The following is a 14,776-nucleotide window of genomic DNA, read 5'->3' as shown; positions in this document are numbered from 1 at the left end:
ATTGTTGCTGATAACACAGCATATTTTTATTTTTGGCTGATTAGGCTCATGATTTCCAAAGCTACCTTCAGTGCCTCAGTTCCATCTTCAAGAGAAACCTCTACATTTTTATCACCGGTAATGGCATCAGCAAAAGAGTTTAATTCATCAAGAATTGCATTGTTAGGCTGAATATTAGGGTATTCAAACAGGATCTGATTTTTTTCTCCTTCTGCATTTTCAATGATCATATCAAATGGGGTAGGCTGTTCAGGGGCATCTTTCATTCTGATCACTTCTGCTTTTTTCTCAAGAAAATCTACAGAAATATATGCGTCTTTCTGGAAGAATCTGCTTTTTCTCATGGCTTTCATAGAAATTCTTGAAGTCGTAAGGTTGGCAACACATCCATTTTCAAATTCTATTCTTGCATTGGCAATATCCGGAGTTTTACTCACTACACAGACACCGCTTGCGTGGATGTTTTTTACTTTAGACTTAGCCATGCTTAACAGAATATCCAGATCATGAATCATAAGATCCAGTACTACAGAAACATCCGTACCACGAGGATTGAATTCAGCTAATCGGTGAATCTCAATGAACATCGGGTTGTTGATGTATTCTTTGGTGGCAATGAAGGCTGGGTTGTATCTTTCAACATGTCCTACCTGTGCTTTAATGCCATTTTCCTGGCATAAACGAAGAATTTCTTCTGCCTGCTCCAGCGTTTGGGTTACCGGTTTTTCAATAAAGAAATGAAGCCCCTTTTCTATAGCTTTTAAAGCATAATCATAATGATAGACTGTTGGAGTAACAATATCCAGCATATCAATCTGCTCAAGCAATTCATCAAAGTTTTCAAAATATTTATATCCTAATTCGGCTTCTAATTTTTTTCCGTTTTCAACATCTTTATCGTGGAAACCAACGAATTCATATCTGTCTGACTGATTAAGAAGTTTTAAATGGATCTTTCCCAGATGTCCGGCACCTACCAAACCTGCTTTTAACATAGCTCTATTAAATTTTTGTAAAGATAAGAAAGAAGTTATATTCAGGAAGGCAGAAATTGTTTTTTGTGGATAAAACTTTTTTGCAGACTCCTGAAATCTAAAATCTAATTTCTTACTTTTGTCAGATGCAGGATTCGTTTGTACATAAAGGAAAAAGAAAGAATTTAGTAGAATATCTCAGATACAGAATCGGGATTTCGGATGAGAATGTACTTTCAGCAATGAATGACGTTCCGAGACATCTTTTCATTGAAAGTATTTTTGAAGACTTCGCTTATGAAGACAGGGCTTTCCCTATTCTGGCCCATCAAACCATTTCGCATCCTTCAACGGTTGCAGAGCAGTCTGAACTGCTACAGGTGAGAGCAGGAGAGAAAGTATTGGAAATCGGGACAGGATGTGGATATCAGACAGCTGTTTTACTGGCAATGAAAGCTCATGTATACACTGTAGAAAGACAAAAAGATCTATTTGATTTTTCTAAAAATAAATTGAGAGAGCTTCACCTTTATCCAAAGTTTCAAAGTTTTGGAGATGGTTTTGCCGGGCTGCCAACTTTTGCTCCTTTTGATAAAATTATTGTTACCTGTGGAGCCGGAACTTTACCTACAGAATTGTTAAAACAATTAAAGGTAGGTGGCAAAATGGTCATTCCATTAGGTCCAACGGATGAACAGGTTTTATACAGATTCACCAAAGTAGGCCCTACGGAATTTGAAAAAGAAGAGTTTGGAGCTTATAAATTTGTTCCGATGCTGGGCAACACGAATCAATAAAATTAAGATTAAGTTCTAAATTTAAATAATCGCTGAACAACGGAACTGGTAGGCGTGCTGGTCTCAAACACCAGTTCTTTGATTTTGCCACGAATGCAAAAAAAAAATGTTTAATCCAAATGCATTCCTAAAAAATTCGTTTATTCACGGCTATAAATTAAATTCTTATATGAATTTCCATGTAGTGCCATTTTGAAGCTTTATCGTTGGCATAATTTAAAGTTTTTTGTGTTTTTTTATAAAATTTTGGTTCAGTTCGGAATGGAAATTGGACTTCTTTAAAAACTCAACCACTTAAAATCTTATGATTATGGATACGAACAGATTCAAGGCGTCACATGATTTTAGTAATGTTCAGAAGAACCTGCACAACAATTCCGGATATAGTGTAGAAAGCTATTCCCAGCAGGCGAAAGATTACATTCACGATATGAAAAGCAAGAATCAGGAGGCCACAAAACAAGGATTTATGACACAAGCACAGAAATCGGCTAAAGAAGTTTGGGAAGAAATTCAGGAAATAGCTTCTGAGGCTTGGGAAAAGAACCATTCTGATGAAAAGAAATAATTTTTAATATTAAAGTTCAATAACCTTACTTTTTGCGAGTGAGGTTTTTTATTTAAATCCAATAAAATAATAATGAAAGTTTTTATCAATAAAAGAATTCCTGAAATTGGAATCAATATGTTGCAGGAAGCAGGACTGGAGATCATATTTCCTGAAAATGAAAATCTTACTTATGACGAATGGGTACAGTATTGCCGGAATACGGATGTAATTCTTAATATTGGTGGTGATTTTAAATATGATAAAGCCTTTTTTGATGCCTGTCCTGATATCAAAGCCATTGCTTTATATTCCGTAGGGTTTGATCATGTTGATATAAAGGAAGCCAGTCTCAGGAATATTCCGATTGGGAATACTCCGGATGTATTAAGCAGAGCAACTTCTGACGTAGCTTTTTTACTGATGCAGTCGGTAGCCAGACGGGCGAGCTATAATTTTCAAAAAGTGAAAGAAGGAAATTGGGGAGCTTTTGATCCTTTGCATGCTTTGGGACAGGAACTTTATGGCAAAACATTAGGTGTTTTTGGATTGGGAAGAATCGGTTTTCAAATGGCTGAAAAATGCAAAAAAGCTTTTGATATGAAGATCATTTATCACAATCGCCGTCATAATGAAGAAGCTGAAAGAGAGTTGGATGCGAAGTATGTCTCATTTGATGAACTGGTTACAGATTCTGATGTATTAAGTATTCATGCTAATTTTACTGCTGAACATAAAGAACTTTTCAATAATGGGGTATTTGGAAAAATGAAATCCAACGCTATTTTTATCAATACAGCGAGAGGTGGGTTTCATCAGGAACAGGATTTATATAAAGCATTAACTGAAGGGAAAATCTGGGGAGCCGGCCTTGATGTAACCAACCCGGAACCTATGTCTTCAGACAATCCTATCTTAGAATTGTCCAATGTTTGTGTGTTACCTCATATCGGCTCAGCAACCATTGAAGCAAGAAACGGAATGGCCCGACTAGCTGCCGGAAATCTTATTGCCTTTTCAAAAGGTGAGAAGATGCCGAATTGTGCCAATCCTGAAGTATATTCCCATCATTTATCATAACTTGGAATTATTTTTGTTCTGAATATATAAACCTTAAAAATCTAAATATTATGGCACCGGAAAACAATATTAATGAACAGAACAAAAGGTTGGAACGTATGGATTATGATCCCAACGAAGATATATTCAAAAGAGAAAAACATGTTTCGCTGGATGGAGACGGAAATCCTATATTTGATGAAGATATAGATGAAGACAAGATAGATAAAGGCCTTGATATTCCAGGTGCCGAAGACGATGATAAAATGGAAGAAATAGGAGAGGAAGATGAAGAAAATAACTATTGGAGCCTCAGTGATAATGAGGATGATCATGAAGAAGAGAACGATGATGTTTTAACTTAGAAAATTTACTTATAATAATAACCTTGCTGATTTTCAGTGAGGTTTTTTGTTTTTGAAAGGACAACCTAATCTTGTAAGAAGAAATTTCTCTCCTCCGGAGGGGTGGATTCAAAAATTATTAAATTTTTGAAGACGGGGTGGTTCCATAATGAGCAACAATAAAATCCTCCAATTCTTTCATTACCCACCCAAGATTATTTCTCACATCAAAATCGCTAACTCTAAAAAATAACAGCCCTAAAGATTCCAGATATTCCTGTCTAATACCATCATAGACTTGTTTTTCATCGTGACTTGAACCATCAATCTCAATAATTAATCCTAAAGATTTCACATAGAAATCAACAATATAGTTCCCGATAATCCTTTGTCTGTCGAAATCAATTTCATAAAAGTTTTTTGTCCGAACTTTTTTCCAGAAAATGACCTCACCCAATATTCTGGCTTTACGTTTTTCTTTCAGTAGTGGTTTTAATCTGGAATTGTAGGGTAGATTTACTACAAAGTTCTTACGAATGGGAGTACCATTGATAGAGGTTAGTATTTCTTTCATTTGTGTGTTTTTTAACCACCCCGGCTTTCAAAATTCAGAGAATTTTGAAAGCCGCCCTTCCGGAGGAGGGGAATGTGAGTGCTTCTTTTCAAATATAGTATTTAAAATATGGTGTTGAATATATTTTCATAGGATTGATAATCAGCTTTTTTGCCTAATCATTGTTTTAGGCTTTCCTTTTCCTGTCTTTTGTTGCCTATATTTCATAATTTGAATATCTTTAAAACTTAAAACATTGTTTAAACATAGAACTTTAAATAGCAATATGACATTTCAAGAACAGATACAGCAGGGGATTCCGAATCAGCTGCCACAACCAAAACCATACGAAACGAATATCAACCATGCTCCAAAGCGTAAAGAAATTCTAGGAGAAGAAGAAAAAAAACTGGCATTGAAAAATGCTTTGCGTTATTTCGATCCGAAGTTTCATGCAGAATTAATTCCTGAATTTAAGCAGGAACTGGAGGACTACGGAAGAATTTATATGTACCGTTTCCGTCCGGATTATGAGATGAAAGCCAGATCTATTGAAGATTATCCGGGAAAATCTGAGCAGGCAAAAGCCATTATGCTGATGATCCAGAACAATTTGGATTATGCCGTTGCTCAGCATCCTCATGAACTGATTACTTATGGTGGAAACGGAGCTGTTTTCTCCAACTGGGCACAGTATCTGCTGACCATGAAATATCTGTCTGAAATGACCAATGAGCAGACTTTGGTAATGTATTCAGGACATCCGATGGGATTGTTCCCATCTCACAAAGATGCACCAAGAGTCGTGGTAACGAACGGGATGATGATTCCAAATTATTCCAAACCGGATGATTGGGAGAAATTCAATGCTCTTGGTGTGACACAGTATGGGCAAATGACAGCGGGAAGTTATATGTATATCGGTCCTCAGGGAATCGTTCACGGAACAACTATTACAGCTTTAAATGCTTTCAGAAAGATCAATAAAGATCCAAAAGGGGGTCTGTTTGTTACTTCAGGATTGGGAGGAATGAGTGGAGCTCAGCCAAAAGCAGGAAATATTGCGGGTTGTGTTACCGTATGTGCAGAAGTAAATCCAAAGATTACTAAAATCCGTCATGATCAGAAGTGGGTGAATGAAATTTATGAAGACCTGGATGGATTGGTGAAAAGAGTAAGAGAGGCACAGCAAAATAAAGAAACTGTTTCTTTAGCTTATCTTGGAAATATTGTAGATGTTTGGGAAAAATTTGACAAGGCAGATTTAAGAATTGATATTGGTTCAGACCAGACTTCACTTCATAACCCTTGGGCGGGTGGATATTATCCGGTAGGACAAAGCTTTGAAGAATCTAATGCCATGATGGCTGAAGATCCTGAATTATTCAAAGAAAAAGTTCAGGAAACATTAAGAAGACACGCGGCAGCCATCAATAAACATACAGAAAAAGGAACTTATTTCTTCGATTACGGAAATGCTTTCTTACTGGAAGCTTCGAGAGCCGGAGCTGATGTAATGGCAGACAATCCTACATTAGGAAGAGAATTCAAATATCCAAGTTATGTTCAGGATATTATGGGACCTATGTGCTTCGACTACGGTTTTGGGCCATTCCGTTGGGTATGTGCAAGTGGAAAACCGGAAGATTTACAGAAAACTGATGAGATTGCATGTGCCGTATTGGAAGAAATGATTAAAAATTCCCCTGAAGAAATTCAGCAGCAGATGAAGGACAATATCCAGTGGATCAAAGGAGCACAGGAAAATAAGCTGGTAGTAGGTTCTCAGGCGAGAATCCTGTACGCAGATGCAGAAGGAAGGATGAAGATTGCTGAAGCCTTTAACAAAGCTATTAAAAACGGTGAGATCGGACCTGTAGTATTGGGTAGAGACCATCATGATGTTTCAGGAACAGATTCTCCTTACAGAGAGACTTCCAATATTTATGACGGATCAAGATTTACTGCAGATATGGCGATTCACAATGTGATTGGTGACAGTTTCCGTGGGGCAACCTGGGTTTCTATTCACAATGGTGGTGGAGTAGGCTGGGGAGAAGTAATCAACGGAGGCTTCGGAATGCTATTGGATGGAAGTGATGATGCCGACAGAAGATTAAAGTCTATGCTTTTCTGGGACGTGAACAATGGGATCTCAAGAAGAAGCTGGGCAAGAAATGAGGGGGCTATTTTTGCTATTAAAAGAGCGATGGAAGCTGAACCTAATTTAAAGGTAACCCTTCCGAATCTTGTAGACGAAAATTTACTGTAATTCTTAGTTTACAGGCATGAAACTCTTTACAACAAAAGAAGGGAATTTTTCAATTCAAGTACTCAATGAGAGAGAAGAGCATGTCGGTGAACTTTTATTTGGAGTCATTAATGGCCTCAATGAACGAATAAAAATAGGGAGCGAAATCTACAAAATTGAAGGTACAGGATTTTTATGGAAGGATATTAGGGTTTTGGATGAATCCGGAAAGGTGGTTTTAATAATCGACTCTTCCAAAAACCGACTCTTTTATTATGGGAATAGTACAGAAATTTATACCTACCAATTTAAAAGTTGGCTTCACAAAGAGTTATTGTTGTATGACAGCCAAGATAAATTAGTCTTAGCTTTAAGTTATAAGCAAACCCTTCTTAAATTGAAGTATGTACTGGAGATTGATGAGGATTTCAATCACGATTTGATTATTTTAAGTTTTTTAAATTTTTATCTGAGAGATGTATTAAATGGATAATTTTGAAACTTCATTTCAGGTAAAAACAAAAATTTTATAAACTGCTAAGCCTTGACAAATATCAATAAAAAACTGTTTTCACACCTCAATATAGAGGATGATGATCCTGTTTGGGAAAAGTTTGCTGAGGTTGAGTTTTCAAAGAAAAATATATTCTCGGACAATAAAGCCTATCTTGTTGAAGATGGGCTTGTCCGTAAATACTATATCAACAGTACATCAGATATAGATACTGAAGTCTGTGCAGAATTCTATTTTCCTGGCGATATTTTTACAGTTGGGAATAAAGGTTCTGAAGGGATTTATGAATCTCTCAGCAGCGGTCTTGCCTGGGAGATTACTTTAGATGAAGTAAAGGAAATGTTCGCCGTAAATCCTGAATGCCGTTTTGTGCAGAATTACTACTTGAGCAGAAAACTGAACGCTGCCATGAAGCGCGAGATGCTGTTACTAAAAAATACACCACAGGATCTTTACGAATACCTGCTGGAAAATAAACCTCATTATATTCAGAATATTCCTTTGAAATACCTGGCTTCCTATATTGGGATTACTCCAATTTCTCTGAGCCGAATCAGAAAGAGGATTAGTTAAAGACTGGAAGCTTGAAGATGGGAGCTGGAAGTGATCAAGGTAATAATAAATGATCCCATACTTTTCATAAGAGCTATTATCCTATTTTTTATAAACGCAAAGTTTCAATTTTAAATACACATTATTTTAAGTGAGCAAAGAGCTCATCGATTTTTAATTGATTTGATAAAGTATGCCTCAACCATTAATTTCAGTACTGGCTTGGCTGGCATCTTTATTTCCTTTGATTTTGTCTTTTAATGAATAAAAACAAAGATATACGCTGTTCCTCGATTCAAAAAACTATCAGAAATTACAGGACGATAATTAACTTCCATCCTCCATTTTTCCATCTCCCAGCTTCAATTAATTATCTTTTGTTTATTGTTTGACCTTCTATAAGTCTTTTCCTTTGTTGAAAAAAGAATATGGAAATACAGAAATTAAACTGGGCAGGAATAAAGCTTATTTCAAATGGTAAAACCATCTTAATAGATGCAGCAGAAGATTTTTCTTATTACAAACCTGTTTTAGGGGAAGCTGTAGATGAAGTGATTAAGTTTACAGATAAGGTAGAGGCAGATTATATCTTATTTACCCATATGCATCTGGATCATTTTGATAAAAGTGTTGTGGAAAAATGTCTGAAAAAGAATGGAAAATTGATTGTGTATTCAGGGCTAGAATCAGTTGTCAGAAAGATTATGGGTGATGTTGAAATGGTTGTACTGAATCTTAATGAAGTTTTTACCGAAAACAATATTATCTTTAAACCTGTATTTGCAATGGATGGAGTAGGAGAAATCCAGACTTCATGGATTGTGGAAGATCTGCACTCGAAGATTTTTCATGGTGGAGATACCATCTGGCATAATCAGTTCTGGAAGTTGGGAAGGGAGAATGAAAATATAGACTATGCGTTTTTGCCATCCAATGGTGTTGTTGTGAATTTTGAAATGATAGGATTGGAATACAGTCCGGTTCCGGTTTCTCTTAATTTGAAAGAGGCTTTTGCTGCGGCCCATCTTTTACATGCTAAAAAGCTGGTTCCTATACATTATGGATTATTTACCCATGAGAAATTTTATATTCCTCAATTATTTGATCAGGAAGATTTGCAAAAAACTTCTAAAGAAATAGGACAGAATTATCTTATTCTGAAAGATGGAGAAGTGTTGATGGATTCGTAGACAAAGATTTGTTTTTTAACAAATAGATTCATAAATTAAAAAATGAAAAAAATTGGAATTATAGGTTGTGGCTGGTTGGGCACTCATATAGCAGAGAAGTTATCAGATCAATATGAGATTTTTGCAACCACCACTTCAGAATCTAAAATAAAAGATTTATCCGCTAAAGGATACCAGATCACTCAGGTTAGCTTTCCGGATGACGATATATCTGAAACAATGCAGGAATGGGAAATAGCTCCACAGTTGGATGCTGTGATTATTACGGTTCCGTTTTCAGGAATAAGAGGCGCTGAAATCCCTTTGCATGAAAGAGCTAAGAATTTACTCGCATTTCTTGGAGATTATAAAGGTCAGCTTTATCTGATGAGCTCTACGGGAGTATATCCTGATACTGAAAAAGAGTTTACAGAATATGAACGGCTTGCAGATGATGTTCCAAGCGAGAGTATTATAAAAAACAGATTTCCTGAAGTCAATGTTTTGAGATTGGCAGGATTAATGGGAGATCAGAGACTGCTAAAGAATTATAATATATCCAATCTGGATCTGCTGGTTAACCATATTCATTATGCTGATATTTGTTCAGTCGTTGAGAAAATGTTGAAGAATCAGGCCAGGTCCAAAGTTTATAATGTGGTGGCACCTGTGCATCCTAATAAAGAAGAGATCATCAACGCCCAGAAAGACCTGCCGTATTCAGGTGAACGTACCACTCAAGGCAGAACAATATCACCTTCAAAATTAATTTCAGAGCTGGATTATGAATTTCAATATCCTGATCCTCGATATTTTCATCTTACGAAGGGCTCTTAATAATGAAGTTTAAAAAATAGAAACCTGCTGTGAGGCAGGTTTTTTATGTAACTATGTTTTCAATCTTGATAGTCAATGATTTGATATTTAATCTGTTCTTTCTCTATATAGTTTTTAAGTTCATCAAGATTTTTCCACACATAAGAAGAGCCGTACTGGCAAATATAGATACCATCTTCCTCAAAAATAATACTGATATTAGGGATTTTCCCGGTGTTTTCCATATACCTGAAATCCCAGAACAGCTGATGGGCATATTCATATTTTTTCTCAAAAAGCACAGAGCTTTTCAGTAAATTCTGAATTTCAGTAGTTTGCTTATCTGTAAACTTAGCTTTTAATTTATATTCAAATCCCATTTATTTCTAATATTTCACAAGATTAAAATTTTATTTGAAAAATAGAATAATAATAGCTAAAATTCTAACTATATTGTCTTGTATCACAAAGTTTATTTACTTTTAAATCCAATAATGATAAGATTAACCATGAACAAATACTTTTTTATCTTCATTTTCATCTTTTTATTTTCAATTCCAATTTCTGCCTGTCTTAATGGCGAGGAAATGGTTTTGAGCAACAGAGGAATTCTGTATACGGATTATGAAGGAGAAGTGCCTCATGGACATGAGTTTGGTGGCAAGAAGCGGTTAGAAGCATTCTTGGTTACCTTAGAAAAAGGGTATAACAAAACCAAGAATCTTGACTATCTGTCTGACAAGGGTTTTGTCTTAATTATTTTAGGAAGATATAAGGAAGCTATTGCACTTTATAAAAAGATAGAATATATAGAACCTGGAAGATATTCTACAGCATCCAATATAGGAACGGCGTATGAATTGTCTGGAAATAATACAGAAGCCCTACAATGGATTGAAAAAGCATTACAGATAAATCCTAAATCTCATTCTTCCTCAGAATGGATTCATGTAAATATTTTAAAAGCTAAAATTAAAGGAGAGGAGTATATTTCATCAAAAAATTTGATTGGACGTGATTTTGGGAATGAAAAATTACCTCAATCTAATCTAAGAAAGAACGAACTTCAGGATCTAAAAATGCAGTTGTATTATCAGTTAAACGAAAGAATATCGTTTGTAAAACCTAAGGACAGAATTGTAGCACAACTTTTATTTGATCTGGGAAATATTGCTCTTTTGATGAACCAAAAAGCAGAAGCTAAGGAAGATTATCAATTGGCTGAGGAGTATGGATTTAACAATTCTGTTTTAGATGAAAGGATAAAGCTTTTAACTCTAAAAAATAGTGAATCCATAAGAACGATTGTTAATGAAATAAAATATCATACCCGAGAGCCGCAAGTGTTTCATTTAATGGAAACTATTGTGTCTGTAGCTGCATTTTTATTGGCAGGTTTTATCATCTTTGTTTTTAGGAATAAAATCGCTTTAATGTTAAAATAAAATATCAAAAAAGTGAATAGGTTTTTAAAAATAGGTTTGCTCTCTCTGGGAATTGTGTTAATTATTATATTCGTTGGGCTGGGAAGATGTTCTAATATTCGAATTCCGCTTCTACCTGTTTTTGGTTCAGGAATACAGGACTTTTCCAAAGATCTGCCAGGAGGTTATAAACTTTACAGAAATTCTTCAATAGATATTTTTATAGTTCCTGATGGAGGTTGGGATGATGAAACGGCTATAATACCATCCAAAATTCTTAAAATGAATACCTATAAAAATTTTATTGTTGCTGAAAGAGAGGAAGTAAAAAACAAACCATATAATGATAGTTTAAATCATCAGAAAACCTTAGATAAAGACTTCTGGATTCTGGATACAGGTAAAAATTATGTGTTGAAAAATTTACCCTTTCATGAATATATAAGAAAACTAGATTCTCTTAAAATTCCAAGAAATATTGAATTAATTGATGTATATGAATATTAAATTCAGATCAACTATAAAATTCAAAACCCTTTCCAACCTTTTTCTTCACCAGAGCATCTTTATAGGTAAAAGAATACTATGAAAATTACCATCCCAAAACCCTGTCATGAAAACTGGGATAACATGACTTCTGATGAAAAAGGAAAATTTTGTTCTGTCTGTTCTAAAACTGTTCACGATTTTACCGGTTTTTCAGATGAAGAACTATCTGATAGTTTTGATTCAAATGAAAATATATGTGGTAGATTCAGAGAAGATCAGCTGGATAGGAATTTGTATCTCTCAATAATAAGTAAGCTAGCATTGGGATTATTGACTGTAGGTGGAATGCTGACCCAGCTAAATGCTCAGGAAATAAAATCAGATGAACTAAAGATTTCAGAACCGGTACGGGGACTTAATATGACTAACCCCAGGATTAATGATACTGTAAAAAGTAGATCTTTCAGAATTGGAGCACCTGCATCCATACCAACAGAAAAGCCATTGATCTTGCTTAATAATAAAGAAATTTCTATAGATGAGTTAGGATCTTTAAAACCTGATAGGATTGAGAGTGTCAACAGTTTTTTGCCTGCAGAAGCCGTAAAACGCTATGGTAAAAATGCGAAAAATGGAGTTGTAGTCATTACTACCAAAAAGAAATAAAGAGAAGAAAATAATAATATTTAATTCTATGATACATTTAATTTTTTAGATAAATTGTACCCTAGATTTATAAACTATGCTTTCATCTGAATCTTTAGAAAAAATAATCGGTATCAGTCAGATCATTACTGTACAACGGAATAATTATTTTGTAAAAGAAAATGATATTTGTAATTATGTAGGCATCGTGAAAAGTGGTACGCTGTATTCTTATTTTGAAGATTCGGATGCTAATATGCTCGTCAATGAATTGTATAATAAGCAGTCTATTATAACGTCATATAGAAGTTTTTTAAATGAAATTCCATCACCTGCTTATATAAAAGCCTATTCGGATGCTGAGATTTATGCAATCGAAAAAAAAACCTATAAGGAATTGATACAATATCAGGAATGGACTTTGATCTTTAAAGAAATTGCAGATGAATTGTTTATTAATAAATGCTTTAAAGAAACGTCATTGATTAAATTAAAAGCAAAAGAACGTTATTTGACATTCATACAGAATAGGTCTTGTATAGAACAGGACTTTCCTCAGCATCTTATAGCATCATATCTTAAAATTCGCCCCGAAACTTTATCAAGAATTAAAAGTCTTGACCTACATCAAGATAATAAATAGTTTTTCTTGCTGATTTTTGCATTGTAACAAAAACAACAGAATAACAATGCCTTTAATCAGAATTACTTTATCAGAAAACTATTCAGCAGAAGAATGCCACAAGATTTCTCAGGCGGTTCATGCTACGTTAATTGAAGATTTTACTATTCCAGCAGATGATTATTTTCATATCATTGAGCAGGTAAACCCGTCTCAACTCTTTTTTCCGGACCAATATTTGGGAATGAAGCACGACCAGGGAATTTTATTTATTCAAATCATTGCTGCTATGGGTAGAACCAGGGAACAAAAACAAAAACTTTATAAAAATATTGTTTTAGGAATTTCGGGCTCTACGAACATAAATCCACAAAACATCATCATTACTTTATTAGAAAATTCTAAAGAGAACTGGTCATTCGGTAATGGTGAACTCCAAAATTTTAATCACATATAAAATGGTAGAGATTGTCAATGCAGAACAACTGTTGAAAAACAGTACTGAAGACCAGGCGATGAATCAAAAAGTTGTTTTCCTTACAGGGGATGATGATAATGCTTTTTTTATGATAGAACTCCATCCAAATAGAACACTACCGGCACATTATCATAAAGAAAAAATAGAGATATATTATATTCTGAAAGGGGTAGGCACAGTAATCACAGCAAAATTCAAAAATGGAAAAGTGATGAACCCGTGCACTCAAAATGTAGGAAAGGGAGATGTTTTTTCTATAACGCCCTATACAGTACATCAGATTACAAATACAGGAACGGAAGTCCTTCAAATTTTAGCTTTAGCTCCCAAAAGCCATAGTGCAGAAGATCGATATTTTGTAACACTTACTACTCAATAATAATGAAAAATAGAATAATTATGACTGTCATTTTTTTATTTGTGATCACCTCTTTTTCAGAATGTAACGCACAGGAAAATAAAATAAAAAGAAGAGATCTGCAAAGTGTCATTATTGATCAATATCTGCATAAAGTGGAAATGCAGGAAATTATTTTTGCTGCCAGCCAAAAGGCCCCTGTACATTATCACCCTTGTCCGGTAATCGGAATTGTTATTTCAGGAAAAATTCTATTTCAGATTGATGGAGAAGAAGCTAGGGTTTTAAAAGAAGGCGATGTATTTTATGAACCTAAGAATTGTAGAGTATTGCATTTTGATAACTTAGATTCTGAAGCATCAGTAAAATTTGTTGCAGCTTATTTAAAGGAATCAAATGAAAAATCTATTGAATTAATACATTGATTATCATATGAAAGTATGAGGCATATCTGTATTGCATGATGGGATTAAATAAATGCTCGGGCAATCGAAGATCGCTCGAGCATTTATTTATATTTTAAAGTCAATACCTATTATTTCACAGCCTGAATAGCCGCAGCATAATTAGGTTCCTGAGAAATATCCGGTACCTGTTCTTCATAAATAATGGTTCCCGAAGGATCAATCACAACAACAGCTCTGCTGAGAAGCCCTTTCATAGATGATTCTACCATTTCTACCCCATAATTCCATCCGAAATCAGAACGGAAATCAGAAAGCATCACCACATTGTTGATTCCTTCAGCACCACAGAATCTTTTCTGAGCAAAAGGTAAATCTTTAGAAATACAAAGCACTACCGTATTGGGAAGGTTCCCTGCCTCTTCATTGAAATGATGTACAGAAGCCGAACAAACCCCTGTATCTACACTCGGAAAGATATTCAGGATGACATATCTGCCTTTGTAAGCATCTAAACTTTGATCATTCATATTCACATCCGTAAGAGTAAATTTCGGAGCCGGTTTGTTTACATCCGGTAATTTGGAATAAGTACGTACTGGGGTCCCTTTTAACAAAACCGTATTGATGGACTTATTTTTTTGAGCGAAACTAAGCGCTGAAAAGAGAAATAACGTACTGAAAACTATTTTTGAAAACATTGAAAATTTTTTTTAACAAAAATATTGTTTTTTTCAGTTGGCTGAGTTAATTTTCATTCAAATAGCTCTTAAATAGAGC

Annotated in this window: 20 protein-coding genes; 16 read left to right on the top strand and 4 right to left on the bottom strand. The window is 34.7% G+C overall.

Annotated features, from left to right (window positions below):
• Window positions 1-26: 26 nt before the first annotated feature.
• Window positions 27-995, bottom strand: a complete 969-nt coding sequence (locus tag M2372_RS01045; protein WP_115972135.1) for a Gfo/Idh/MocA family protein — start codon at window positions 993-995, stop codon at window positions 27-29.
• Window positions 996-1,120: 125 nt separating this feature from the next.
• On the opposite strand from M2372_RS01045, the gene M2372_RS01040 reads away from it, so the two are divergent.
• The 4 genes from M2372_RS01040 (at window position 1,121) to M2372_RS01025 (ending at window position 3,742) form a co-directional block, all read left to right on the top strand.
• A complete protein-coding gene (locus M2372_RS01040) occupies window positions 1,121-1,771 on the top strand; it encodes a protein-L-isoaspartate(D-aspartate) O-methyltransferase (protein ID WP_123318732.1) in 651 nt (216 codons plus the stop codon).
• A 310-nt stretch (window positions 1,772-2,081) separates the two neighbouring features.
• Window positions 2,082-2,339: a prevent-host-death protein gene (locus M2372_RS01035; RefSeq protein WP_123319097.1), complete on the top strand. Its 258-nt coding sequence runs from the start codon at window positions 2,082-2,084 to the stop codon at window positions 2,337-2,339.
• Window positions 2,340-2,411: 72 nt separating this feature from the next.
• The gene (locus M2372_RS01030) at window positions 2,412-3,398 is read left to right on the top strand and encodes a D-glycerate dehydrogenase (RefSeq protein WP_123318733.1); all 987 of its coding nucleotides are present in this window, start codon (window positions 2,412-2,414) and stop codon (window positions 3,396-3,398) included.
• Between the two features lie 50 nt (window positions 3,399-3,448).
• A complete protein-coding gene (locus M2372_RS01025) occupies window positions 3,449-3,742 on the top strand; it encodes a hypothetical protein (protein ID WP_123318734.1) in 294 nt (97 codons plus the stop codon).
• 118 nt (window positions 3,743-3,860) lie between these two features.
• On the opposite strand, the gene M2372_RS01020 is transcribed toward M2372_RS01025, so the two are convergent.
• Window positions 3,861-4,295 (bottom strand): endonuclease domain-containing protein, encoded by a 435-nt coding sequence (locus M2372_RS01020; RefSeq protein WP_123318735.1) that lies wholly within the window; start codon window positions 4,293-4,295, stop codon window positions 3,861-3,863.
• 265 nt (window positions 4,296-4,560) lie between these two features.
• Here M2372_RS01020 and M2372_RS01015 point away from each other — a divergent pair, with 265 nt between their 5' ends.
• From M2372_RS01015 to M2372_RS00995, 5 genes are all read left to right on the top strand, one after another.
• The gene (locus M2372_RS01015) at window positions 4,561-6,546 is read left to right on the top strand and encodes a urocanate hydratase (protein ID WP_123318736.1); all 1,986 of its coding nucleotides are present in this window, start codon (window positions 4,561-4,563) and stop codon (window positions 6,544-6,546) included.
• A gap of 16 nt (window positions 6,547-6,562) precedes the next feature.
• Complete coding sequence (locus M2372_RS01010) at window positions 6,563-7,018, top strand: hypothetical protein (protein ID WP_115972141.1); 456 nt, start codon at window positions 6,563-6,565, stop codon at window positions 7,016-7,018.
• A 51-nt stretch (window positions 7,019-7,069) separates the two neighbouring features.
• Window positions 7,070-7,612 carry a Crp/Fnr family transcriptional regulator gene (locus M2372_RS01005; protein WP_123318737.1) on the top strand — a complete coding sequence of 181 codons (543 nt, stop codon included), beginning with the start codon at window positions 7,070-7,072 and terminating at the stop codon, window positions 7,610-7,612.
• Between the two features lie 407 nt (window positions 7,613-8,019).
• The gene (locus M2372_RS01000; RefSeq protein WP_123318738.1) at window positions 8,020-8,781 is read left to right on the top strand and encodes an MBL fold metallo-hydrolase; all 762 of its coding nucleotides are present in this window, start codon (window positions 8,020-8,022) and stop codon (window positions 8,779-8,781) included.
• Window positions 8,782-8,823: 42 nt separating this feature from the next.
• Entirely contained in the window at window positions 8,824-9,597 is a 774-nt protein-coding gene (locus M2372_RS00995) for a hypothetical protein (protein WP_123318739.1), read from the top strand.
• A 59-nt stretch (window positions 9,598-9,656) separates the two neighbouring features.
• Here the strand turns inward: M2372_RS00995 and M2372_RS00990 are convergent, their stop codons facing one another.
• Window positions 9,657-9,956 (bottom strand): hypothetical protein, encoded by a 300-nt coding sequence (locus M2372_RS00990; protein WP_123318740.1) that lies wholly within the window; start codon window positions 9,954-9,956, stop codon window positions 9,657-9,659.
• Window positions 9,957-10,085: 129 nt separating this feature from the next.
• On the opposite strand from M2372_RS00990, the gene M2372_RS00985 reads away from it, so the two are divergent.
• The 7 genes from M2372_RS00985 (at window position 10,086) to M2372_RS00955 (ending at window position 14,017) form a co-directional block, all read left to right on the top strand.
• Window positions 10,086-11,021, top strand: coding sequence for a tetratricopeptide repeat protein (locus tag M2372_RS00985; protein ID WP_185018726.1), 936 nt, complete (start codon window positions 10,086-10,088; stop codon window positions 11,019-11,021).
• A 12-nt stretch (window positions 11,022-11,033) separates the two neighbouring features.
• On the top strand, window positions 11,034-11,507 hold the full coding sequence (locus M2372_RS00980) for a DUF3997 domain-containing protein (protein WP_185018728.1): 474 nt from the start codon (window positions 11,034-11,036) through the stop codon (window positions 11,505-11,507).
• A gap of 78 nt (window positions 11,508-11,585) precedes the next feature.
• Window positions 11,586-12,155, top strand: coding sequence for a hypothetical protein (locus M2372_RS00975; protein ID WP_123318743.1), 570 nt, complete (start codon window positions 11,586-11,588; stop codon window positions 12,153-12,155).
• Between the two features lie 76 nt (window positions 12,156-12,231).
• Window positions 12,232-12,777 carry a Crp/Fnr family transcriptional regulator gene (locus tag M2372_RS00970; protein WP_123318744.1) on the top strand — a complete coding sequence of 182 codons (546 nt, stop codon included), beginning with the start codon at window positions 12,232-12,234 and terminating at the stop codon, window positions 12,775-12,777.
• Window positions 12,778-12,823: 46 nt separating this feature from the next.
• Complete coding sequence (locus tag M2372_RS00965; protein ID WP_123318745.1) at window positions 12,824-13,213, top strand: tautomerase family protein; 390 nt, start codon at window positions 12,824-12,826, stop codon at window positions 13,211-13,213.
• 1 nt (window position 13,214) lies between these two features.
• Window positions 13,215-13,613, top strand: coding sequence for a cupin domain-containing protein (locus M2372_RS00960; RefSeq protein WP_185018730.1), 399 nt, complete (start codon window positions 13,215-13,217; stop codon window positions 13,611-13,613).
• A 20-nt stretch (window positions 13,614-13,633) separates the two neighbouring features.
• A complete protein-coding gene (locus M2372_RS00955; protein ID WP_185018732.1) occupies window positions 13,634-14,017 on the top strand; it encodes a cupin domain-containing protein in 384 nt (127 codons plus the stop codon).
• Window positions 14,018-14,127: 110 nt separating this feature from the next.
• Here the strand turns inward: M2372_RS00955 and tpx are convergent, their stop codons facing one another.
• Window positions 14,128-14,625 (bottom strand): thiol peroxidase, encoded by a 498-nt coding sequence (gene tpx / locus M2372_RS00950; protein WP_409013127.1) that lies wholly within the window; start codon window positions 14,623-14,625, stop codon window positions 14,128-14,130.
• Window positions 14,626-14,776 lie beyond the last annotated feature (151 nt).

Source organism: Chryseobacterium sp. BIGb0232, assembly GCF_024810195.1.
Taxonomy (GTDB): Bacteria; Bacteroidota; Bacteroidia; order Flavobacteriales; family Weeksellaceae; genus Chryseobacterium; species Chryseobacterium pennae.
This window is presented reverse-complemented; position numbering and strand designations above follow the sequence as displayed.